The sequence below is a fragment of the Methylomonas sp. 2F7 genome (assembly GCF_057126975.1).
In genome coordinates, this window is the sequence record NZ_CP195204.1 from 1 (window position 1) to 23603 (window position 23603).

26 protein-coding genes are annotated in these 23603 nt (G+C 45.7%); 14 read left to right on the forward strand and 12 right to left on the reverse strand.

Going from position 1 to position 23603, the window contains the following annotated elements:
• Window positions 1–204 precede the first annotated feature (204 nt).
• The 6 genes from ACR64Q_RS22465 (at window position 205) to ACR64Q_RS22490 (ending at window position 6094) form a co-directional block, all read left to right on the forward strand.
• Window positions 205–1005 (forward strand): hypothetical protein, encoded by an 801-nt coding sequence (locus tag ACR64Q_RS22465; protein WP_483823436.1) that lies wholly within the window; start codon window positions 205–207, stop codon window positions 1003–1005.
• A gap of 92 nt (window positions 1006–1097) precedes the next feature.
• The gene (locus ACR64Q_RS22470; RefSeq protein WP_483823437.1) at window positions 1098–1706 is read left to right on the forward strand and encodes a hypothetical protein; all 609 of its coding nucleotides are present in this window, start codon (window positions 1098–1100) and stop codon (window positions 1704–1706) included.
• 219 nt (window positions 1707–1925) lie between these two features.
• Window positions 1926–2114: a hypothetical protein gene (locus ACR64Q_RS22475; protein ID WP_483823438.1), complete on the forward strand. Its 189-nt coding sequence runs from the start codon at window positions 1926–1928 to the stop codon at window positions 2112–2114.
• Between the two features lie 66 nt (window positions 2115–2180).
• Entirely contained in the window at window positions 2181–2747 is a 567-nt protein-coding gene (locus ACR64Q_RS22480) for a DUF1353 domain-containing protein (protein ID WP_483823439.1), read from the forward strand.
• A gap of 319 nt (window positions 2748–3066) precedes the next feature.
• Window positions 3067–5217 (forward strand): helix-turn-helix domain-containing protein, encoded by a 2151-nt coding sequence (locus ACR64Q_RS22485; RefSeq protein ID WP_483823440.1) that lies wholly within the window; start codon window positions 3067–3069, stop codon window positions 5215–5217.
• Between the two features lie 628 nt (window positions 5218–5845).
• Window positions 5846–6094 (forward strand): hypothetical protein, encoded by a 249-nt coding sequence (locus ACR64Q_RS22490; RefSeq protein ID WP_483823441.1) that lies wholly within the window; start codon window positions 5846–5848, stop codon window positions 6092–6094.
• Between the two features lie 40 nt (window positions 6095–6134).
• Here the strand turns inward: ACR64Q_RS22490 and ACR64Q_RS22495 are convergent, their stop codons facing one another.
• The 8 genes from ACR64Q_RS22495 to ACR64Q_RS22530 form a co-directional block, all read right to left on the reverse strand.
• On the reverse strand, window positions 6135–6458 hold the full coding sequence (locus ACR64Q_RS22495) for a hypothetical protein (RefSeq protein ID WP_483823442.1): 324 nt from the start codon (window positions 6456–6458) through the stop codon (window positions 6135–6137).
• 58 nt (window positions 6459–6516) lie between these two features.
• Window positions 6517–9207: a DEAD/DEAH box helicase gene (locus ACR64Q_RS22500; protein WP_483823443.1), complete on the reverse strand. Its 2691-nt coding sequence runs from the start codon at window positions 9205–9207 to the stop codon at window positions 6517–6519.
• An 18-nt stretch (window positions 9208–9225) separates the two neighbouring features.
• Complete coding sequence (locus ACR64Q_RS22505) at window positions 9226–10743, reverse strand: site-specific DNA-methyltransferase (RefSeq protein WP_483823444.1); 1518 nt, start codon at window positions 10741–10743, stop codon at window positions 9226–9228.
• A gap of 17 nt (window positions 10744–10760) precedes the next feature.
• The gene (locus tag ACR64Q_RS22510) at window positions 10761–11693 is read right to left on the reverse strand and encodes an Abi family protein (protein WP_483823445.1); all 933 of its coding nucleotides are present in this window, start codon (window positions 11691–11693) and stop codon (window positions 10761–10763) included.
• Between the two features lie 149 nt (window positions 11694–11842).
• Window positions 11843–12952 carry a helix-turn-helix domain-containing protein gene (locus tag ACR64Q_RS22515; RefSeq protein ID WP_483823446.1) on the reverse strand — a complete coding sequence of 370 codons (1110 nt, stop codon included), beginning with the start codon at window positions 12950–12952 and terminating at the stop codon, window positions 11843–11845.
• 9 nt (window positions 12953–12961) lie between these two features.
• Entirely contained in the window at window positions 12962–13591 is a 630-nt protein-coding gene (locus ACR64Q_RS22520; RefSeq protein ID WP_483823447.1) for a hypothetical protein, read from the reverse strand.
• Between the two features lie 99 nt (window positions 13592–13690).
• Window positions 13691–13915: a WGR domain-containing protein gene (locus ACR64Q_RS22525; RefSeq protein ID WP_483823448.1), complete on the reverse strand. Its 225-nt coding sequence runs from the start codon at window positions 13913–13915 to the stop codon at window positions 13691–13693.
• A 9-nt stretch (window positions 13916–13924) separates the two neighbouring features.
• Window positions 13925–14857 (reverse strand): tyrosine-type recombinase/integrase, encoded by a 933-nt coding sequence (locus tag ACR64Q_RS22530; RefSeq protein ID WP_483823449.1) that lies wholly within the window; start codon window positions 14855–14857, stop codon window positions 13925–13927.
• Between the two features lie 866 nt (window positions 14858–15723).
• Here ACR64Q_RS22530 and ACR64Q_RS22535 point away from each other — a divergent pair.
• The 6 genes from ACR64Q_RS22535 to ACR64Q_RS22560 all read left to right on the forward strand — a co-directional run bounded on the left by ACR64Q_RS22535 (window position 15724) and on the right by ACR64Q_RS22560 (window position 19507).
• Window positions 15724–16863, forward strand: coding sequence for a hypothetical protein (locus tag ACR64Q_RS22535; protein WP_483823450.1), 1140 nt, complete (start codon window positions 15724–15726; stop codon window positions 16861–16863).
• Between the two features lie 265 nt (window positions 16864–17128).
• Complete coding sequence (locus ACR64Q_RS22540; RefSeq protein WP_483823451.1) at window positions 17129–17428, forward strand: hypothetical protein; 300 nt, start codon at window positions 17129–17131, stop codon at window positions 17426–17428.
• Between the two features lie 254 nt (window positions 17429–17682).
• On the forward strand, window positions 17683–18018 hold the full coding sequence (locus tag ACR64Q_RS22545) for a hypothetical protein (RefSeq protein ID WP_483823452.1): 336 nt from the start codon (window positions 17683–17685) through the stop codon (window positions 18016–18018).
• 28 nt (window positions 18019–18046) lie between these two features.
• Window positions 18047–18526 (forward strand): putative molybdenum carrier protein, encoded by a 480-nt coding sequence (locus ACR64Q_RS22550; RefSeq protein WP_483823453.1) that lies wholly within the window; start codon window positions 18047–18049, stop codon window positions 18524–18526.
• Window positions 18527–18567: 41 nt separating this feature from the next.
• A complete protein-coding gene (locus ACR64Q_RS22555) occupies window positions 18568–19215 on the forward strand; it encodes an AAA family ATPase (RefSeq protein WP_483823454.1) in 648 nt (215 codons plus the stop codon).
• Entirely contained in the window at window positions 19208–19507 is a 300-nt protein-coding gene (locus ACR64Q_RS22560; protein ID WP_483823455.1) for a hypothetical protein, read from the forward strand. The genes ACR64Q_RS22555 and ACR64Q_RS22560 overlap by 8 nt, the downstream gene beginning before the upstream one ends.
• A 99-nt stretch (window positions 19508–19606) precedes the next feature.
• On the opposite strand, the gene traJ is transcribed toward ACR64Q_RS22560, so the two are convergent.
• Window positions 19607–19987: a conjugal transfer transcriptional regulator TraJ gene (gene traJ, locus ACR64Q_RS22565; protein WP_483823456.1), complete on the reverse strand. Its 381-nt coding sequence runs from the start codon at window positions 19985–19987 to the stop codon at window positions 19607–19609.
• 431 nt (window positions 19988–20418) lie between these two features.
• Here traJ and ACR64Q_RS22570 point away from each other — a divergent pair, with 431 nt between their 5' ends.
• Window positions 20419–20514, forward strand: a complete 96-nt coding sequence (locus ACR64Q_RS22570; protein ID WP_483823461.1) for an SEL1-like repeat protein — start codon at window positions 20419–20421, stop codon at window positions 20512–20514.
• Between the two features lie 258 nt (window positions 20515–20772).
• On the opposite strand, the gene ACR64Q_RS22575 is transcribed toward ACR64Q_RS22570, so the two are convergent.
• From ACR64Q_RS22575 to ACR64Q_RS22585, 3 genes are all read right to left on the reverse strand, one after another.
• Entirely contained in the window at window positions 20773–21000 is a 228-nt protein-coding gene (locus ACR64Q_RS22575) for a hypothetical protein (RefSeq protein WP_483823457.1), read from the reverse strand.
• Window positions 20960–21298, reverse strand: a complete 339-nt coding sequence (locus tag ACR64Q_RS22580; protein ID WP_483823458.1) for a hypothetical protein — start codon at window positions 21296–21298, stop codon at window positions 20960–20962. Before ACR64Q_RS22580 ends, ACR64Q_RS22575 begins: the two co-directional genes overlap by 41 nt.
• Window positions 21299–21667: 369 nt before the next feature.
• Window positions 21668–21991 (reverse strand): hypothetical protein, encoded by a 324-nt coding sequence (locus ACR64Q_RS22585; RefSeq protein WP_483823459.1) that lies wholly within the window; start codon window positions 21989–21991, stop codon window positions 21668–21670.
• A gap of 666 nt (window positions 21992–22657) precedes the next feature.
• Between ACR64Q_RS22585 and ACR64Q_RS22590 the strand changes: the two genes are divergently transcribed.
• Window positions 22658–23557 carry a RepB family plasmid replication initiator protein gene (locus ACR64Q_RS22590; RefSeq protein WP_483823460.1) on the forward strand — a complete coding sequence of 300 codons (900 nt, stop codon included), beginning with the start codon at window positions 22658–22660 and terminating at the stop codon, window positions 23555–23557.
• The last annotated feature ends 46 nt before the right edge of the window (window positions 23558–23603 follow it).

The following is a 23603-nucleotide window of genomic DNA, read 5'->3' on the forward strand; positions in this document are numbered from 1 at the left end:
TTTTGGCAAATACTTAATGAATAGCTACATCTTTCCCATTCCCAATAGTTGGGTTTTTACCAAAACGGCTATTGTGAACGATACATAATAAAAATTCTTTCCGTTCACTGTAAAAAAATTTATTTCGTCAACACAAATATCATATATTAATATTGAACGAATTTAATTACTAAATAAGCCATAAACTTAGCAAAGGAAGACAGCATGAAAGAAGTTGCATTAATTACACTACATGGAATGGGAAAGGTAAAAACATCTTACTATTCTGAGTTGGAAGGAATGCTAAAAAGTCGTTTGAAAGATAAATGGACTAAAGTTTCATTTCAAAATGTGGAATACGCTTCAATACTTCAGACACCGGAAGATGAATTATGGGCGTCGATGATCGCGACCCCTGAAAACGAACTTGATGGAACAAAATTAAGGCAATTCTTTCTGTTTGGATTTGGTGATGCCGGCTCACTTGAGCACAGCGCTCAGACTGACAAACATCAATATATAGCCGTTCAACGAGAAATTCAAAAAGCACTTGACCACGCTCTATTGGATTTCGACGGAGATGAAAAACGACCAGTTATAATTATTGCTCAGTCTCTCGGTTGCCAAGTTATATCTAACTACCTTTGGGATGCACAACATGGGATCAATATCTTTTCGGAGTCATCTGCAGACAAATCTGGAAAAGCCAATTTTCGCTCTTTGAAAACTCTAATGAACTTGGTAACAACTGGCTGCAATATCCCGCTATTTATCGCTGGCATCTCTGATCGAAAATGTTTCGCAAAACCCAATGACTTTTTCGTTTGGGACAACTACTACGATTCGGACGACGTCTTGGGCTGGCCATTGAAGCAACTAGGCCCAACTTACAGCATAGTCCGAGACCACCCTATCAATTCTGGCGGTTTACTTTCATCTTGGAATCTCGCCAGCCATGGAGGATATTGGTCAGACACCAATGTAGTTTCCTCTCTCGCAGATGTTCTCTTATCAAAAATAAAATAACCAATCTGTCTAATGTATCACCACCAAAACCGATGATTTCATAGAACGTATGTTGTTTATTGCTAATCAATTAAAGCATCTGGAGCTACACAATGTCAGTTGAACCAATAGTGCCTGTTAGTAGTGCACTTTCAAAACCAATCGAACGTCTTTTCCAAGTCGGTGGTTTTGCACTCGCATTTGGATTTGCCGGTCTATTCCTTATGGTTTTTGCGAACCAATCGAAAGGTCAATTCCAATTACCTGTTTTTATCGTTGGTTGCTTATTGACATTCGTTTGTCTCGCATTTTTTGTCTATACGAACCTAAAAGCAATGAGTGCTACAAGATCGCTTAAAGACGACCTACCGCTGCTGGATGCCTTACAAAAGACAGCATACCAAGTAGCAGAGGTTGCAGCCGTAACTCAATCATTTGCTTTTAAGCACATACAGAAGATTCAGCTTGCTGTTGAAGCCATCGCGCCCTATATCGAATCTTTGCCAGTTGTTGGACAAGCAGCAAAGAATGCTGGCTTAACAAACTCTGCAAAAGTATCGGCCGTAATCATCGCTGCCACAGACAACACAAAAGAGACTGTTTTGCGCCTTCAAGAAGCGATTCGAAAAGGCAACCTCAAAGAAATTCAGAAGTATGGTAAACAACTTGACCAAGCTTTATCAGAATTAAAAGTTGCATTGAAGGTAGACCAAGACTCCTAATATCTCGCTGAAGTCGCCAGCTGTACAAGCAGCTACCTTTGATGAGTCTGGGACTACGTGGATACGTATAATGGCCGACAGGGATTGGTTAGGTTTTAATCTCACCAAATCCCATATTAAACAACACCCGCACCTGACCTCGAGCAGTCTCCAGCATGGGATTCAGCTTGTGTTTGCCGGTTAAGATCACGCATTATCGACAAACGAAAGGTGCGGGAAATGCGCCATGATGCCGGGGTGTTTTATCTGGATTTCACGCCAATGGTGATGATACTCGGCGCGGTGATCGTCTCCATGCGTTACGTCGGCATGGGGACCGGCGATAAGACGCTGTACATCATGGGAGGATTGGGAACTGCGCTGTTTCTGACTTTCCGCTTCTTTGTGTTCAAAGGGGTCGGGCGGTAATCGATTTTCTCTAACATCCCCTATACTGTGCGACTCTTACAATAGTCAACATGAGGGGGTAATGTTATGCCAAATGAATACGGGGTCTTTTCGGGCAATCCACAAACCGAATGGTTGTCGGAACCGGACGATGATCGCAAGATGAAACTGCTACTGGATTTTTCCTACACCGACCCCGAGGGTAAAGTTTGGCTTGCGCCAATTGGTAGCATTATCAATGGAGCAAGCATACCGGCCCCGTTATGGTCAACGGTTGGTAGCCCATATACAGGTGATTATCGGAATGCATCCATTGTCCATGATGTCGCTTGCGATCAAGCAATGTCTGCAAGTGACCGCGAGGCTGCGGATAAGATGTTTTATTTCGCTTGTCTCTCCGGCGGTTGCAATACTGCGGAAGCACGCTTGTTTTATCTTGGTGTGCGAATTGGTGCCTGGGGTACGGGGCAAGCTGGTTGGATGGCAAAATTGAGGCATCGTAACCTGTTATTTCGGTTGCGCTCGGAGCCGCGCCTTCCAGAAGAGCAGAAAATCCGGGATAAATTCGATAGCGTAAGAGCGAAATTGGAAACACTTACTGTCACCGATGGTTTCGACAAGTTGGAAACGTTAGTGAATGCCGAGCTGAAATGATGTCATATCATACCATTTCATATTAAATGTTAGCCTCCACTCATGCAGCCTTTTCTACTGCGCTGTACTTGGGTGGTGCAGCAGTCTTCGAATACGAAACCAACCCCGTTTCATGGGGGGTCAGGTCAGCGATGCGCCTCAAAGCTCGGCTTGCCAAAGGCAAGCTGTTGCCGGCTACTTAGAATTAAACCATTTGCTCGCGTGCAAATTAAGAACCGTTTCTTCTGTAATAGTAATATTTTAAGAAATTTTTCATAAAAAAATTCTGAAAAAGTGAAAAGTTAATATATAATCAAGATTAATTTCACTGGGAATCGTTATGGAAGAGCAAGAAATCGGAATAAGCCCTGCCGAATTAGGCCGCTATCTTATGCAGGTTCGTGATCGAGCAGGGTTGAAACAAGGGGAGTTAGCAAAACGTGTTGCACTGAGTCCTGCAGTGCTTTCAAGAATCGAAAGCGGTGATCGGCAAGTGACCCTTCAGGAGGTGCAAGATATTTTGATACAAATAGGCAGCCCAGAAGCCACTGAACTCTCCGAGTCTCTTCAGCGACTATGGAGAGTGTTACCGAGGCCAAACCTGAATCATCCTGATCAGGGTTTACTTTGGGAGGCCGAGCAAATCGCATGCGAATTAGTCGATCTTCGTGATCAGCCAGAAACTCCGCATGCTTTTGAGCGTCGTCTCTCTGAATATATCGAAGAGTTAACGCGTAGCGCTAATCTACTCTTGAAACGTGACCATCAAATCGCGTTTATAGGAAGCATAGGCGTTGGTAAGTCAACAGCTATTTGCCGCATGACAGGGCTTGAAACATCTAAGGAGGATGGTTCTCTTGTTCCCGTGCTTGAGGTCGGCGGCGGTGGCATTACGGTGTGCGAAGTACACTTGCGGACAGGCCCTGAATATGGACTGCTTATCGAGCCGCGTAGCGACGACGAGATTCGGATGGACGTCGCTGATTTGGCTGATTACGTCCTTAAAGGAAACCCGCAAGCCGAAGACGATGGAGCAGCTGCAACGGAATCACAAGGTATTTCTAAGGAAGTGTCGAGAGCACTGCGTAATATGGCAGGGCTTGCTGTACAGAGACCGAGAGGGCCAGATGGAAAGCGCACGACTATTGATCCAGCCAAATCATTAGCGGAACAGTTTCCATCGCCGCGTGAGTTTATCGTTGAGGTACTCAGTAGAATGGAGCTACATCGTCGTGATCGCCGTGATATTTGGTATGACAGCGCCTCAGGCAAGGCCCCAAAAGCTTGGTTACGCGATACTTTTGCAGCCATTAACAATGGTCGTCATCCAGAGTTTACGCTTCCTAAGCGTATTGAGGTGGTTGTACCAGATCAGCTATTTAAAACTTCTGATCTGACAATTCGTATTATCGATACCAAAGGAATTGATCGCACAGCTGCCCGCGAGGACATAGAGATACATTTCGACGATCCTCACACTCTTGCGGTGTTATGTTCAACTTTCAATAATGCTCCAGCTGCTGAAGCTAGGCTTTTATTCGAACGAGCTAAGGACGCAGGCGTTCGTAGTCTGGAAACTAATGCCGCTTTACTGGTGCTCCCACGTCCTGGCGAAGCTCTTGCTATGAAGGATGATGCTACCAGTACACCAGTGGAAAGCGCTGAAGAGGGTTACGAACTTAAAGCCGAGCAAGTGGAATTAGCGTTGCAGCCCATAGCGCTGCAAAACATTTCCGTGGGTTTTTATAATGCCAATGAAGATTCAGTTAGCCAAGCCCAAGAATTTTTGATTAACCGTTTAAATAATGCTCGAGAGGCGTTCCGCCTTCGCATTCAGGAGGCAACGAACGGAGCGCGGAATCTCCTGAGTAATCATGGGGAGGAGCGTATCAGGGCCGTGCAACGCGACGCAGGCGAAACCTTGTTGACATGGGCAACTCAAAATAAAAAGGTGCCACCAGTTCGTGCTCATATACAGGAAAGTCTGCTAGAACAAATTCAGATTGCCTATGCCGCTACAGTAAGAGCAACTGTCAATCGGGAAGGGGAATGGAATAATCTTAGCTACTCTTACCAAATTGGGTATGGGGCAAGACGAATCGCAGTTCTCGCTCTTGCAAAAGCTGTAGAGGAATTTATCGGCCACTGCAAAATTATGGCTGCCACTCCAAGATATTCCGAAGCAGTCGACCTTATTACTCAAACTCAACGGGTTTTAACGGATTCTTACGAGGAATTGCTGCGTAAAGCCCAATTGATGGGTCAAACCGTATTTAGGGATGCTCTTAAAAATGATCCAGAATTCTGGCAAAGATGTATGGCGGAATGGGGGCAAGGGCCTGGATATAAAACTCGCGTAGCTGAGCACAATCAGCGATGGTTTGCCGCTGAAACCAGAAATCAACTTGAAGAGCAGCTAAAAGCGCTTATCGAACGAGAATGGTCACGTGTGCTTGATAGTGTAACCGAACTACTGGAACCTGCGGTATAACTCACCTTAATGTCGGGTACATCTCCAATATGTGTCCGACATGCTCTCAATCAATCGTCATCTTGAAAAGCATCAATCAGACGGGATAACGGTGCTTGTAGTGGTTTTATTCTTAATATAACACTGTATGTAGTGTTATATTATTAGCACTCTAATGCATACTCTGCTAACATGATGTTGTTTTTTATAATGGGGAAGCCTCAAACACCTGTTTAAGGGTAGAGGTAGTTACTTATCAGTGGGACGTTTTTAGAAAAAAGGCTTAATTAGGTGAAACGAGCTGCAACTCGTTTCACCTTTTTGTAAGGCAGTCCGAGAGGTGTCTTACCTTGGTCCGCATTTCATGTAGCTGTGGAATATTAGTACAAATAAGCGGTTTAGCCAAGAAGAAATCTCCTTTCGGAAGGAGGTGTTTTATGTGGAAGTACCTGTAAAGCAAGCCCCAAAGGGGTTTCGTTGGGTTTTTACTCGCTATCGACGAGTAAAAAATTCGACCAAGATGCTGGATGCACATGATTACGGTCATGAGTGTTGGGCGTTCTTAGTTAGATGCTAGTCATGGGTGCGGGGTGTTAGCCCCGCTCTCTTGCATACACATCACGATTTATAACCACATTCGAGATATTTTATGGCTAAAAATTCAAAAGAAACATCAGCACACATTGCCTCTCTGGCATCCGAAAAAATGCGTGATCCACACGCGTCTCAAATCCAGAAAAGCCTAGCCGCTTCTGCCTTATCTCAAAGCGGGACGTCTAAGCAGACTGGCGCTGGAATGGAAACTGTGGCATCTAAGGTTATGAGTAGCGGCAAATATGCCTCCGACACCAAAGAATTGGCTGCATCTGTTCTATCACAATCAAACAAGGCTCGTTAAGTAGCCATCCATATGCGCCGGGATAAAGCTCCGGCGCATTCTAATCAAACCAACTTGCCAATAATCGGCTAATCCACCCTACGCTGCGCGTTTCTGCCCGACTTAGCTTGGCATCGAAAAAGTAGTTTTTGACGCTAAAGAAGCCGCAAACGATTGCCAGCGCAATGCCCAGCCACTGCACCCAATGAATGCGCCTGGCGAAAATGCTTTCGAGGATGAAATAAAACTGGCTTTGGCGCCTGCTTGCCAACAAGTCAGTCAAGTAATCGGGCAATAGCCAATAAAACATTGAAAAGCCAACAACGCCAAGGACAAGAGAGCCTTGCCAAGGCAACCGGTTAGCCGTAGCGGCGGTGTCATACAATAAAGTACCCGAGCTTGATCTTCTGCGTCTTCTGGCCATAGGTAGATAACTCGTCTGGTTAGTTCGATGAAATCAAATCCTGAATCTGCCGCCTGACATCGCGACCTTGACCATCCTGCTCAACTGCCATGATAAACAAGCATCGCCCTTGACTAGACTTGGACCACAACTCACCTACAGCACGCTTTTCGGCTGAATCGTCATTGCTGGCGTAGGCTTCACCCTTGTATTCGACGACCAACATCCGGCCTTCTTTCAATTCGCAGACAAAATCCGGATAAAAGCGATTATGAGCTAGTGGTAGCCAAAACGAGGCATGATCCCGACGCACCAGGTTCCGAATCCAATATTTCACTTCCGGAAGACTATCAATCGCCTTGGCGCATTCGTACTCTTCGCCTTGAGCTTTCAAGTCCTCAATAATCGGATAAAAGTGTTTTTGAAATTTGTAGCGACCAGCGTAATACGGCGGTCGCGCTGGGTAGTGGTCTGGCGAGAAGCGATGGACAAACTCATCCGTCAATACCACTTGCGCCGTATTGCCGAACAAGGTTTGTTGGTAACCGGCTTTTTGCGCACGTTTGCGGTATAGGCCAATTAAATCTCTGACCGCCCGTAGCAAGGGGTATTTGTTGCGTACCAATGCGGTCAAATTGATATTGGGTGTTTGCAGCAAATCGTTGATCAGCAAGGCGCTAAACTTAATCAGGTCGCGCTGCATGACATCGGCTTGCTTGCATTCCCGATCCAGCCAGCCAATCAAGTCTTGTTCGGTGACATCCAACAAATCTTCATTGAGGTTAATCACCTCATTTTGCTGGGCAATGTGGTAACTGATTTCCTTGCCATCCAGATCAATGGAAAAACTGTTGCTGGTTTCCTGTATGCGGAAGTTATTCAATTTTGCCGGGTAATCGAGCAAGTTCAACTGACCGTTTTCCAGAATAGTTTCCGGTTCGATCAGTTCCAATTCGTCTTGAATGTAAGCGCATAGCAACGGCAAACGACCAAACTTCTCGCCGCGTTCGGACGGTGATTTTTGCGCCTGGATACTTTGATTGTGGATGCGCAAATCACGGGCGATGGCTTCTTGCGCCGGCTTTTTACCCACCGCTTTCAGCAAGGCTTGCTGCAACGGTTCGGACACTTCACCGCTGATGCGCACGACATAAGCGCCGTTATCCTCACTGATAGCCAATTGGCGTTTGTCGGCGTCGTCCAAATGCTCCAGATCCGGCATGGCAGGCAATTCAATCACCAAAGAAGCAAGCACTGGTTTGGAACCCTCTCCGGCGTTAGGTCCAAACAAATCGATTTGCCCATCACCAACCGGCGCTTGCTGCCGCAAAAACGCCGCAACTTCCATTTCCTCAAAACCCATGGCAATCAACTTGTCAGTCAATTCCTTCGCGGCATTGGCAAAACCCTTGGTGGCTAAATGCGCGTAAGCCCGATTTAAATCTTCAATCAGCCGCCGACGGGCAAACGGCATCCGCAGTACCCGGCCCAGCAACTGTTCGGCATCCTTGCTGGAACTGACTTGCTTGACCGAGCAAAACACATAGGCAAACGAACAATCCCAGCCCTCTTTTAAGGCCTCGATGGTGATGATGTATTCAATCGGGCAAGCAGGATCGAACAAATTCAGGCCGTCCAGTTCGCGCTGGTTGCCGGTGGCAATAGCAATGGTGTTGGCTTCGATATGCAAATCGTCGGTCAGATAGGCTTTCAACACCTCAACCGTCACTTCGCCGTTTTTGGCTTCGGCTTGCAGCAAGGCAATCGGTCGAATATACGCCTCGTCTTTTTGAGCATCCTGCGCCAATTTGTTACGAGTAATAACGGTATCGCGCATCGCATCCTGCCAGTTTTGATGCTCAGTTAGAATGATCGGCAGCTTGATCATCTCTTCGGCCTTCAATTCCGCCGCCGAGACATGATAAAGAATGTTGCTGCCATTGGTGGACGTGGTGTTCGGCGTGGCGGTAAATTCGATAATCGCTGCTGGATGTACCCGTTGTAAAGTGTCGAAGGTCAATGAGGTTCTGGCGTTATGCGCCTCGTCGACAATCAATAGCGGTCGGTGTAAGGCCAGCAGGTTGGCAAACGAGTATTTGATTTTACCCAGCTCGTTCGCACTCAAACCGACTTCCTGAATATCGGCTTCGCTGACTTTTTCCAGCCTGTCCAGATATGGATGGTTGGGCGGCAACTTGGCGAAATGCGGCTCGAAATTTTCGTGATAGGCATAGACCTTGCGCCCCGAAGTATCGTTAACGCGCAAATTGGCCAAGGTCGACACCACCACAATCGCTTTCTGTCCGATGTCTTGCGGCCGGATTTGGGTGACCTCATCGATGTCCAACACCAGCACTTGATGATTAAAGGCAAAATCCAGTTTTTCCCGGTACGGATGACCGGGCTTTTTCAAGGCCTCAACGGTTTGTTGCCGTATGGTGTTGCTGGGAACCAGCCACAAAGTAATCGGAAAATCCGCATCCAGATAGCTTTTGGCGGCCGTGACGATGGCATGAGATGCCAGCAGGGTTTTACCGCCGCCGGTGGGGATGCGGAAACACACATAGGGCACCTCAGCAAAGCCGTAATCCCGATAAGCCAACGGTGGCAAGCCTTGCGCTTGCAAGGCTTCGGCGTAAGCGTCCGTGACATTTTGCCTGTCCCGAGCCTTGGACAGAAAGTCGTCCAGCGTGTCGATAGCGCGTTGTTGGTAGCCTTTTAAGGTCAGCATGGCAATCCTTGCTTCGAGTTACAACGCTTTCACGTCGTAGGGAATTTGTTTGAAGGTGATGTTGTGCTCAGCCAGGCGTGATGGTCCCAAGCGGCAGCTTTCACCGTAGATCGTGACCGGGCCGGCGTGGTCGCCTATGCCCGACAATTCGGCCAATACGCGCGAGGTTAGCACGTTGCCGCCTTGCGGGCGGCGGTCGCCGAGGATGCCGTTGTACAGCAGATAGTAGGCGGTGCCGTCATGCATGCCCAGCAAGGGCGAATCGGCAGATTTGGCCAGCGGCGTTTTGGTTTCCGCGTACCAAATGTGTGCGGCCAGCGCGGCGAATTTTATGTCGTGATTGAGTTTGCCGTAAGCGTCGAACACCGTTTCGCCTAGCTTGAAGAAGCGAAACCCGCCGCCACCCTGCCAATTGACCGTTTTGGAAATGCCGCCCTGTTCACCATCGACGACTTTTTGCAAACGGGTCTGGCAATGGGTTTGCGCATGGTCGCCCATTTCGATGCCGATGTAGCGGCGATTCATTTTGTGGGCCACAGCAGCGGTTGTGCCGGAGCCGAGGAAGCTGTCGAGAACCAAGTCGCCTGGATTTGTTGCAATATTAAGCGTGCGCTCAACCAATTTCTCAGGTTTTGGTGTTCCAAAAGATTCTTCGTTCGCAAAAAGCATGCGCATTTCATTTTTTGATGTCCGGTTACTACCAACATCGTCTTTTTTCCAAAGTGTTCTTGGAACAAGATTAGAAACTTCATCAAGGTACCGTTTGATACTCGGGCGAGCATCGCCTTTAGGTCCCCACCAGATTCGTCCATCAGCGTCGAGATCTCTAAGCTTTTCCTCCGATATTCTCCAATATCGCCCTGGAGGGGGTGAAAATTCTCGACCAGTTGGCCCGATAATAGTAAAAAGCCCCTTGGAATATGGCTTGTTAGCGAATGGGTCGCCAGGTATCCATGGACCTCGGCAATCATCATCTGGATTTGTATAGATAGAATTAGCGGCTTCGGTCCGCTCCAATTTGTTAGGAATCCAATCAGAATTCTTCGAATAAACCAGTATATGGTCATGGTCTGAAGAAAATTGTCTTGCCGAGTTACGAGGAGAATCAGCTTTCTCCCAAATTAAATTGGTTACAAAATTCCCCCGCCCAAACACCTCATCCATCATCACCTTCAAATAATGGGCTTCGTTGTCGTCGATGGACACCCAGATACTGCCGTCTTCGCTCAACAATTCCCGCAGCAGTTCCAGACGCGGGTAGATCATGCTCAGCCAAATCGAGTGTTCCAGATTGTCGTCGTAATGGCTGAAGGCCGAGCGGGTGTTGTACGGCGGGTCGATGTAAATGCATTTCACCTGACCGGCATAGAACGGAATCAGTGCTTTCAAGGCTTCCAGGTTGTCGCCTTGGATCAGCATATTCCGGTTATCCGGATCGCCATACGACGATCCCGACACTTCTTCCAGTAAGCGGTAAGCACATTGGCTAACGGTTTTGATAGCCTGGTTTTTGTTGAGCCAGTGCAAAATTGGCATGAATCCTCCGTGAAATTTTATTCAGCCGATAACCAAATCGGTTTTTGCCGCCAATCGCTTGGAAAGCCCATAGCATGTGGATTTATCCCGTGAAGATCCAATAGTGAAATCAATCGTTTTTTCCAGTGGTGTCCGGGACTGATACTGTCCATTAAGTACGCAAGTAACACTAAGGTGTTATACAGTTTTCGCATACTATTGCCTTGGTGGTTAAAGCTCACTATCAATGCAGCTGGGCGAGCGCTAGGTATTTTTAAAGTCACTGTGTAATCTCGATTCCAAACTCTGGAATGATGGGCACAACAGTTACGAATTGTGGTGAGATGGTGTAAGAAACTTCCGAGGAATTTTTCGTCAATATCGTAAACATCGGCAATTACTTTGCGGTCGTGCCGTTGTTTAAGATTCTTGTACCACTGCGATAATTGACCCAGGCTCATTAACTCAACAACGGCCCAAATCGGCGGCAATGGTTCTGAATATTTGTGATTCAGGTGTTTGATGAACTCTTCGCCGCTTTGCTTAACGTCACTCGTTAAACGATCAAACGCTTTCTGGTAGCGGGCGGCATCGTAAAACAGGCGTGGTTCCAAATGTGGATGTGTTCCATAACGAAGACTCAATTGGTGTGCCAATTGAGTACGCAATGATACCTCCACCCTTTCTATCGCATCCAGCAATAACAAACGTAATTCTCGATCGAAGATATAGAGATTTAGCGCGTCGTCGAAGTGTGTACCGGTCTGAAATTGGTGTGTGGCATGGTCTTTTTCAAACGGCAGCCAATAAGCGCCAAGCCGATAGTAATTGAGATGACCTAGATAATGTATAGCCTGTGCATCATCACCAACGAGCATGCCACGATCTTTCAGCTGCTGTAGCTGATCTTGCAAGGAAAGAGGCGGTTTGTTGTAGGGGATTTTGGTAGAAGATGGAGTCGACGGGTTCAAATGTCGCCCCCAAAGAAACAAGTAACCCCCCGGGGTGCGCTGATCTTACGGGAAGCGTGGAGGGTGTTGTTACCAAGTATCTTATTACTAATCAGCAGTAAAGCAAAGCCACCTTGGGATAATTTTTGTTTTTCCATAACGTTTTTTCCCTATTTCACAACCCGCAAATGGCTTCGATTACGCGGTGTAGTTACAGATGCATGGCTTCCAGTACCACTTTGAGCGGCCAACATTAAGCCAAACGTCAATTCTTCAATCTCAGAGGGGGAAAGCATCAACTCGCTTGCAATGTCGTTTTTAGTGATCCCTTCTTCCCTTAATGCTGCAAAAACCTTGGAAAGAACTTGGGATGTTTCATGGGGAGTACCTTCTGGTTCTTGGGTACGATATCCCGCCTCTGAAATTTGGATACATAAAGTTCTATAAATCCAATCGGTCGTGAGCCCCAGACTATGGAGCCTGTAGTTGAGAGCTGCAACAGAGACCGTCCAATGTTTCTTGTACGCAATCAAACTCGGTATCGACGGAAATTTTGGAGCGCTGGCTAATACGCTTCGCCTGGGCATCAAAAAAGCCGAAGCAAAGGCATTAGCCTCTCGTTCGACCTCTTGTCCATGAGGCTCACCATGTTTATGCAGCACCAAATGCCCAAGTTCGTGGGCAGCATCGAATCGGCAATGCTCTGCCGATTTTAATGTATTCAAAAAAACAAAAGGCTTACCACCGTACCACATTGAATATGCGTCGACTTCCCTAGCATCAATCGCGAGCGAAAAAACACGGATACCTTTGGACTCAAGCAAAGTGATCATGTTTTTGATGGGCGCTTCACCAATACCCCAATGGTGACGAAGGGCTTCTGCAGCCGCTTCTGGACTATTGCTATCTCCTGCTAACTCTCTGCCCAAATCAGGCAAATCTATAGTTGGCAAATCGAAACGCTGTTCAATCCATTCATTCAACAATAACGCAACACTGCCTGCACTCAGTGCAATATCTCTTTGACTGGCCGTCATTTTTGTTAACGCACGAAAGCTGGCAATGTTTGGCGTCAACTCATCCACATCCTCAGCGAGGAAAAAGGTAGGTGGAAAATTAAGCGCTAAAGCAATTCGATTAAGAGTTTCCCTTTCTGGCTCCTGAGTGCCTTTTTCATAGCTAGTGACAGACTTCTCGCTCACGCCAATAAGCTGCGCCAAGGCTTTTTTCTTAATGCCTCGACGCTTTCTTGCTAATGCGAAACGGGTGGGATTAAACATGGATTTTCATCAGGCTTTGCGCCGAACGTCAATCTCAATATCCTGCATTTCGACCGATGGAAAACTGACGGGAACTTCATCAAGTGAAATCGGCTTTAAAATAATCCGTTCTTTCCATCCTTTGATTTTGCCATCAGTGCCGATTTCAGAGGGTAGTGATAACTCCAATCGGATTTCGTCTGCCGAATAATAGTGCAACAAAATCCAAGTGGAAAAATTCTCTTTGTTGATGGTAGCCGGAAGGTATTCCGCAAACATATCGATTTGATTATTCGTGCTAACCGCATCAATCGTATTGGTGCCCTTTGGACATTTGTTAGAAGGTGTCGCTTGCATTGATCCAGTGAATTCATCACCTGCCGCAACAGCAATCGCTAAATTGAGCGATTGGTTAATGACTAACTCATAATTGCTCTTGTCAGACTTTTCCCAACCAAGAGGTATCAGAATTTCACGGAGTCGAGCTACTATTTCAGCCCAAATAGCGATACCAACAGCGATACGTGGGTGATTATCAGTAAACCTTTTTCGAGTGAGGCAACCATTTTTGACCGCTTCGTACAAAGCCGCCTCATTTAAACCAAGTTGTTCGAGACGAACTTGGGGATCGCTTTCTGAGTTCCAAACTTGGTGGTTCACGATGCTTCTACCTTTCCGGGAATCGGAATTATTAAACTTCCATTTATTATACCTCATTTGAGGTTAAAAAAAAGGAAGTCATAATGCGCCCACGAATTTTTAGTAGTAGCCTTTCTTCTGCTTTACCTTGACCAAGGTTGTTTCGGCAATCAATGCCGCCTCTTCGCTATCAAACCAATCTTTGCGAACGGTCCCAGGCGAACCAACCCTACCCCACTCTCGCACCAACGACCAGTCGCCGAAGATACCCGGCGTGACGAATATTTGGTAAAACCTGTGCAGGTTTTTATAAGGATCGTGGCGCTCCAGATAGATATGGGTCATGGCTTTACCTTAAATATCCGCCACCAACTTAGATAACCGATCTTGACCAGCATGCGTATAAATCTGCGTGGTGGCAATGCTTTCATGACCGAGCAAGGCCTGAATATCCACCAGTTGCACATCTTTTTCCAGTAGCCGGGTGGCGTAGGTATGCCGGAGTTTGTGCGGCGTGACTTTTTTGTCGATACCCGCTTTGTCGATCAGCTTCTTTAAATAAGCTCGCACGGCGTGGGCCGTTGGTGGCTTGCCACCCTGCTTCTTGGCAAACAGGTAATCATCAGAACCCTTGCCGACTACCGACAACGCCAAAACCCGACCGAATGGCTCCGGCAACGGTACTTGCCGCTCCTTATTGCCCTTCCCTATCACGCGAATGCTTTTGGCCACGCCATCGACTACCCGCGTATCTCGTATTTTCAAGCCCAAGGCTTCGCTAATGCGGAGGCCAGATTTTTGGATCAGCTCGAACAGCAATTCATAGCGCTGACGCACAGCCAACAATGAATCACGACTGCGGCCAAAGATATTATCTGGAATGTCGTCGTAATTGCGGGTGGCTTTTTGCAGCGCCGCCTGCTCTTCGGTTTCCAGCCAGACCGGAATTCGGCGAGGACGTTTGGGTTTTTCGATCTGGTAAATCGGGTCTTCCTTAACCTTATTGTTACGCTTAGCCCATTTATAAAAGGTAGCCAGGCAAGAAATCTTTCTGGCCACGGCGTGAGCCCCTACCCCTTCACGGGACAAATGCGAAACGAAATGCTCGACATCAGTTGGGCTGCAGTTTTGCCAATCCAACTTGGCCTCGAGTAGCCAGCGCTGCCAGATGCCCAAATCCGAGTTGTAGTTGTAGCAGGTGGTATCGGAATGGCCCTTGGTGTATTTCAGGAAACTAAGAAAATCCTTTCGGGTTTGATCAAAAGTAATTTCGTTGGGTTCGGTCATCTTCACTCCTTACCGCGTGTGCAAACCTGGCCGGGGTTTTCGGACTTCGGGGCCGGATACATAATTTACTAAAATTAGTATTTTATAGAATCATACTTAAAATGTAAAAACGTAACTATTAGGCAAATAAACAAAAAATCGCCTATTTAGGAATATGAAAACACAATGATATGGTACGAAATCATATTATTTTTACTAAAATTTTTGTTTTAGTAATCTATATGGATAGAAAAGGCAAATGATCCCCGGATTCGAACCGGGAGAGTCAATAGCGTTTGCTAAAGGCGACATACCATTCGTCCGAACACAAATCATTTGCCAGTGCCATTATAATCTGTCTGTGATGGGTGGTTGTTTCCAATGGGAACAGTTGCAGATGCATAAGAGATTGTATGATCCTGTTCGAATCCGGCGCTGCCCATGACTAAATTAGGCTTATCCCCAGAATCTGTGAATAAGGTTGTGACCATTTGGTAACAAACCGCCCTAACCTGCCGTTAGATAAGAAGAGAACTTAAATTGTCTAAGAATTGGCCAGCGCTGAAACTTGAACTTGCGAACCCACTCGTTACTGTTCCCAAAGCCGTTGAACGGCTTCTTCTGGGAAGACAAGCTGACCATGGCAGCGATGGCACAAGATGATTTATACGATTTGCACTTTACCCTTGGCCTTGCAATCCGGAATGCCTAGCTAAACCAAATTGATAGCTATTTGCGCGCGGCACTTATCATTTTGACTATGCTTCCCATGCATATTTCGTAGAATTATGATGGCCGCTAAAGCCGGCTAAAATCGGTACTACCTAGGATAGGTATCGTAAATTAACGATAGATTTTTTTAAATACGGTCTAATTAAGAGGATATTATGGCAATTTATTATGCGCTTGGTGATGCGCTTGTTGGTAAAGATGAACTTCAGTCCCACATTGGTGATGGAAAACTACAAAGATTCTTATCAGATGCAATTAACCTTAAAAGTGGTGCCAAGCATGAATTCATGTCAGGTAATGCTACAACTGAAAACATACTTAGATCCATTGAAACTGACGATGGAGATGTTATTGGTTTTGAACCAATTGGCATTGGAAAACCGCTAAATATACACATCAGACATATTTATACCGGAAACAAAGCTGAAGGTTTCTGGGGATCAAAGGATATGTTAGTAGCTTCTGCTATGAAAAGCATCGCTGTGTATGACGCAGCACCAAGGGCAATCAATTTTCTCGTACCAAAAGCAAAAAACAATCGCAACATTAGACATGTCCATGCGACTGACAAAGGAACACCATTAATTTGCTACTCGCCCGCTTTATCATTGCAATCCAGTGTAGTCACTGTTGAGGTTATGTTTGCGAATTTCCCAAAAGAAACATTTGATGCCGTTTCTAAAGCTTTTAGTGCTGCTTCTGGAATACCTGTTTTTGCTCCAGCCAGTGGTTATTTAGTGGCGGCAGGTATTGTCACAAAACTTTTGGGGAGTATTGGTAAATCTTTATCGGAAGGTACACCTGCTTTAAAACGTACCGAAGAAATTACATTTATCACACCAGGCTCAATTGAAAGCATCGCTCACTTTGCTCTTTTGATTTCAGATGAAGCTCCACAATCATTGCTTCAAGACTACAAAGTCAATAAAAAAGGAGAGCTTACAAAAGTAAATAATGAAATAGAACTATACGATGGAGAGTTTCCATATGTAGTTATTAGCCTAGATGGACGTGAAAACGATGAATTCAAGGCTTTTACTCCAACTGCGGCTTCTGCAGCAGAACTCGATAAGTTTTACAATATAAACGAAGGTAACTCACAACCTTTAGGTGCGTTATTAGATTCATTAAAGCTTTTCAATGACATGAAGTTTAGGGATAAAGCAATGAATCTCTCAGAAAAACTAAAAACGATGGATAAAAACTCCGATGAATATACTAAACAACTTAGTCTATATAACGCATATATAGGTAATATTAGTACAAATGAACTTAAACCGGTATTAAATTCCTGATTTTTCATATAGAAAACCGCAAAACAAGGATGTTTTGAGGTTACGCCTGTAATTTGCTAAAACCATGCCGGCACCTCCGAAAACTGGTTAGCCGACTTGTACCCACCCACCAAAGCCCCGTTATGTGTCCTTGGCTTTAATACATTCTCTGCTTGCTAAAGTCCCCTACCCTTCCCACTTGTCCTTGTTTGGGGCTTTGGCAGTCGGTGTCGTGGAATCCTGATTTAGAATGATATGATATTCTTTAATATCATATCAATCGACTATGCATGACATCACTGAACGCGAGCTTTACCAAGCGTTGCAATATGCCAAAAGCATCGATGAAGAAACCGGTCGCAAGATTCTGGAACAATTCCAGCTCGATCAAACCGCATTGGCGCAAACCATCTTCGGCGTGTTCCCAATGGTCATTGCCAAACAAGACAAAGATATGTCATACCTATTCATGGATCTTTGCTTCTTCGAGAAAGCATTCGGCGCCCTGCCCTCGCAATCCGATATGGACATCAATTCAAGCCGTACTTCTGGATACAGAGTTGCAAGCCATGATGACCAGCAATAACATGAATGCAAAACTCGAAAGTAAACTGCAAAACCGATTCATCGAACGAGAAATCGAAGACAACCCACACAACCTGGCCTAATCAAATTCATGAACATGACTATCTATGATTTCGCCTCCGAAAGTCCGAATCGGGTAAAAGCACCCGTGCGACTCAAACCATGATCTACATGGTCATTCGCTTGCTGAACAGCCTGTACGATCACGCGGGGAAATCAGAGCGATCATTTATAAATCAAAAGAGGCCTATGTGAATGAACGACACGAATCTAATTGATGAACTCAAGAAAAATGATCGTTATTTTTACTCAATGTTTTGCACATTTATACTTGGTTTGTTATTACTGTTTGCCAAGGATTTGAGCGACTGGATGCGAAATATATTTATTCCGGCTTTTGTCGTTTATGTCATTGGAACAGCCTTAATCGCCCAAATTCAGAACATGCTTGGCAACAGAAAAACACTTCGCTGCCAATCAGAAAAAAAGGATTTTGTTGGACTCGAGACATGGCAATTTTCATTAATAATTGCTGGTCACCTTATTTGGATAACAAGCTTCGTCATTTACTTGTGTCGCTTAGCACCTTAAACACAGTACAACTACACGTCGATTAATAATGAGCAAAGCAATAACCATAGTTTCTGGTGGACAAACTGGCGTTGATCGCGCCGCTCTCGATGTGGCAATGGAATTAGGTATTGCGTGCGGAGGTTGGGTTCCAGCAGGGCGAATAGCAGAAGATGGTGTACTACCCATAAGCTATCCCCTCAAAGAACTGCAAAATGCAGATTACGAGAAAAGAACCCTACAAAACGTTCTAGATAGCGATGGGACTGTCATTATTTTTTTTGAAATTTTAAGCGGTGGAACTGAACAAACCTTACTGTTTTGCCTCAACGAAAATCGACCATATCTCTTGCTTGATGGTAGTGCAGTGTCACCGGCTTGCGCTGCAGGTCGTATTACACACTTTGTAACCTCTCATTCAATTGAAACCTTAAATGTTGCTGGCCCAAGAGCAAGCGAAGTTGCTTTGGCTTATCCGTATGCGTTCGACGCCCTCCGTTTATTTATAACAAAGTATCATATGATATGATATATTTCCATATCATATGATACTTAACAAAATGAATTGATATGATTATTTTAATTGGGGGAGAGAAGGGCGGTACCGGCAAGACCACTTTGGCTACCAATCTCGCAGCAATGCGCGCTTTGGCTGGCCGGGATGTTTTGCTAATCGACACCGACCCGCAAGGCAGCGCAAATTATTGGGCACAGAGCAGGGACGATGAACAAGTAACCCCAAGAGTCGCTTGCGTACAGAAATTCGGGAAGGGCTTACCGGCAGAGGTCAAAGACCTTGAACACCGCTACCAAGACATCATCATTGATGCAGGTGGACGGGATTCTGTAGAACTGCGCTCCGCCATGGTTGTTACCCGGAAAGTTTATATTCCTATCCAACCCAGCCAGTTCGACATCTGGACACTTAACCAAATGGACGAACTGGTCGAAACCGCCAAAGGCTTCAATCCGGATTTGCAGGCAAGGGTAATCATTAGTCGTTCATCTACTAACCCATCCGTCCATGAATCCGACGATACCAGTAAACTATTGGCAGATTTTCCGAACCTCGATCTTGCCGATGTATCGATCCGTGACCGCATTGCTTACCGAAAGGCCGCGAAAGACGGATTAAGCGTTACCGAACTCAAGCCAAAAGACCCAAAGGCTGTCGAGGAAATGGAAACACTATATCAAGAGGTTTTCGGCAATGAGTGAATTGAAAAGCAGACTGCCAGGTAAGGGCAAACAGGATTTAGACCTTGAGGCATTCATTGCCGGTGCCGAGAAGAAAGCCGAACCCAAAGTAAAAAAGCAGACTAGCGTTTATCCATGGGAAGAGGCCGGAGTTCGCGACGACGTGACCAAGGTTTATAACCTGCGATTGCCGGAGGCTTACTTATTGAAGCTGAAATATATCGCTGAGCACACGCCTGACAGTATGCAAAAGTTCTGTTTGAAGGTGCTGCAGGGCGCTATAGACTTGAAAATCGATGAGCTGAAAAAATGATACCATATAGAATGATATCATATTATCTTATTGTCGCTAGCAGCAGCTAAGGCGAAAATATACGACACAGTCATGGAGCAAATGAGGCTATTGAGATTCTCACAATTCGGATCGAGGCAATATAATTGTTTTCATAATTTCTACCATTTGTACTTGCGTATCTTCAATTCGAGCAAGGGTAGCTCGTATAACATTGTCACCAAATTGCGCAGTTCGAGTGTCATTTGTTAACCATAATTTCAGCAATCCCCCTAAACGACCAAGATCCCCATTGATTTGAGCAAGCTCGATGACTTTTTGATTGTCAACGATGCTTTTTGGGGCGTAACCAAGGCCCAGCAAACGTAAATAGGACGATGTACTATGCCCGGTCTGGTGGGCGTGAGATTCTATTATTGCCTTTTCGTCTGGAAGTACGCGTACCACGATAGGTGTGCTTCCTTTTCTGGTAGTTTTATTTTTAGTGGTTTGTTCTTTCATTTCATCCTCGCTGCAAAAGACAGTTTGATGAGAATGATACCCGTTGAACGCATCGCGTGAATAAGCAAAAGTGAAATGTTAGCGCCGGCTTTAGCGGTGCTAGCACTTCACATATCCTGCCCCGATATTTCAATTAAATAATCGTCAACAGTTGTCTATTTTTAGTCAATCGTTGATCAAAAACTAGTCAAATTTCGGTTAACTTTAAATCAATTTTTGTCCACTTTAGCTTTAAATTTCAGCAATTTATAGCTGTTGAGAGAGGTAAAATGGTAGGTTTTGATTACAAGTCGTGCCGGATATGGCGTGGGTGGAGAAACTGGTAAGGGCATGCCTTAAGCGACGGCAATATGCGCCAAAGCGCATTGGGATTTCCTAGCAGGTCATGGAAAAAATTTGATCCTGGCCGTTGGATAGATCTATAGGTTGGCCTGCAATTCAACCTCGGCTGGATGTACAACAATGGACAGGGAGTACCTCAGAACGCTGCCGAAGCAGCGAACTGGTACAGCAAAGCCGCCGAATAGGGACAGGCCAAAGCCCAGGAAATTAGAGATCCCTCGAAAACAGGAAATCCGGATTTTTAGTAAATGGTTTTCCTAAGCTAGGTTGATTGTCTTTTAAGCAATCGCCACCCGCAACGCATTGGTATCCCTTATCAGATACGGTCCAATTTCGACCCGGAGCACTGGGCAGAGGCTTGACGCATTTCAAACGCGCTGACTTGTTGTCTAGTCAACTAGACAACAATAAATCAGGAACCGGCCTGATTCAATCAGGCCGAGTCAACAGAATATCTCGTATTCCTTCTGATTGCCGTTTTCATCCTTTACGTAAAGCTTGTTCCCGGCTTCGTACTGGGACACGATGATTTCATAAAGGCGCAGTGAATTTTTTAATACTTCGGCATAGGAAGCAGCTTCGGTTTTATCCTTCAACGCTTCCAATCTTTCCATTGATCTATCTGGTAAATCAATTTGGACGCGCCGGGTTGATTTTTTCGGTTTTATCATTTTTTTCCTCCTTTATAGCCGTCGCGAGAGTATCCTGAATGGCCTCAACCAATGTATCAAAAACGTGGTAATCGCCCGTTTTTGAACCGTTCACGGCGAATGCCGTAACACTAGTGAAAAGCAAAACTAAAGTGATTAAAACAGCCTTGGAAAGGCTGGATTCCTTTGGCTCACCACTTTGTTTTGTGAATTTTACTGTAAGCCATTTAGTTTTTAACTCTACCTCGATGACACTTTTTACTTCTGATACTTCTAATTCAAACTCATCCGCTAGCTCAGGGTTGATTCTCGGTTTCATATGGCACCATTCTTCGTATTTTTGTATGTGCCATTGAAAACGATGTCTACATTTACACCCGCCTCTATTTGTCGCTAGTGTGGCGTAAAGAGAAATGCATCAACAGCATTATGAATACAGATGTGAATCCCTCGTTCCCGAGTCTCCACCGTCTGGTCCTACCAATTGCTTTCACGGAAGGCTCTACCTCTTTTTCTCGATGCTTAAACTTCTGACATTTCTGTCAGATCCTGAAATCTGGGCGCATTATAAGGTGGCCACTCATTTTGTCAACATAAATTACTGCAATAATCATCAAATTCTGATGACTGGTTAACTCTTTTTGCACATTGCCGCTCTTCGTGCCGTCATGGTCCTTGTCGATAGCAATCATTGCAGTGTTAACGATGCCGCACTTTGGTTTAATCGCTGTTCAAGCTGACGGACTTTTTCCGCCAATAGGTTGATGGTGGCCTGCTGGGTTCGGATTGTTTGTTCCTGCTCCTGAATGGCCTTCACGGTGACGGCGACCATGTGGCTGTCGCCAAGAGCAATGACCGGGGTTGTTGCGCTTCCTGCCGAAACTCCCATGGCAGCAACCGCCGTATTGTCGGCCGTGCCCGACGAACCGGCGGGATAAACATAAAATTGAATACTGGAGGAACCGGTGCCGGTGCTCGCCCCCGACGCCAGAACTAGATTGATTGCCGTCATTCTTATTGGTCGCCGCGCTGGTGGCCCCGCAGCCTGCACGGTCAGGTCATTCCAAGCCGTGTTCGCTGTCGTATGCCGCTCCATCCAGAAGGTGCGGGCACTGTTACCGCCTCCAGTGAAAACCAATGCTGGTGTTATAGCTCCATATAAGCCAAGGCCTCCACAGTTCGAAGCACAATATACATAACGGGGGTTCATTGAAATACATACTTTGATGCACAAAAAAAACGCACAGTCCGGCATCATATTAAAATATAAGTGCCATTAAGAGGCTGAAATCCTTCTCCAATATAACGACAAATTGATCGTCACCACTTTTTTTGTTTTTTCCATTTTTTATGTTTTTTAAGATCGTTGCAGGCCATGTATAACAAGGCTTTCAGCCTAAAAACAACGACAGATTGATCGTTATATGGCGACAGATTGATTGTTAAACAACGACAAATTGAGCGTTACAGGTGGACGGATTGATCTTATATGACGACAAATTGATCGTTGTCGATATTTGCTTAATTTTCATCGATTCCAGAGCCCTCTACTACTGTTGTTCCCCAGTGCTATATGACGACAGATTGATCGTTAAAACAACGACAGTTATTTTTATTTGTCGTTATTTTGGAAGGGGCGTATAGTTAGACATCATTTCCTTCATGTCGTTATATTATCTTGGAACAATCGGCCCAACTAACCGTTGTCAAATCCAATAAGGTTGTCGAAGCCAGCTACATGCTGACGCTGGCCGAGCAGCGGGTTTTGCTGGCCTGTATTGCGCAGATCGATTCCAAGGCTATTTTGACGGAGAACTATCGTTTTGAGGTAACGGCTTCCGGCGTGGCCGATTTGGCAGGTTTGGAGAATCTTACCAACGCCTATCGCGATCTCAAGAAAGCAGCTGAAAAGCTTTATGAGCGTAGCGTCATTATTGATGATCCCGATCCAGACAATCCTCAAATCAAACAACGAAAAACACGCTGGATTAGCAGCATCGACTATGTACCAGGCGAGGGAAAGTTGGTTCTTAGTTTCTCAGTTGGCATCATCCCTTATTTATCCCAACTATCCCGCGAATTCACCAAATACAAACTAAAACATGTCGCACGTTTCGAAAGCGTGTATTCCATACGCCTATACGAATTGTTAGTGCAATGGAGTTCAGCAGGTGAGCGAGAAATTGAAGTCGAGTGGCTAAAACGTCAGTTTCAGGTGTCAGATAAATACGATAGGTTGGTCGACCTGAAAAAGCGGGTCATCGATCCGGCTGTAGCTGAGATCAATGAGCATTCCAATTTGTGGGTGAAGTATGGCCAGCGTAAATCCGGACGAACCATCACGCATTTTCAGTTTCAGTTTGGCTTAAAAGACGGCAACAAACCAAAGTCGTTGGAACGTAAGCAGCTTACTGAAGAGGAAATCAATAAGCAGGCTAGGCCAGGTGAAACCAGGGCTGCGGTGATAGCACGGCTGACGGGATCGTCGTTGTCGGATATGGCCAAGCCTGGGGAGTCGTTTGATCAGGCGTTGGAACGGAAACGGAAGTTGGCTGAGGTTAAGAAGAAGTTGCGGTAGGTCGTCAGTTGCCGACCCTAAACGACATCAATTATTTTAAGCTCAA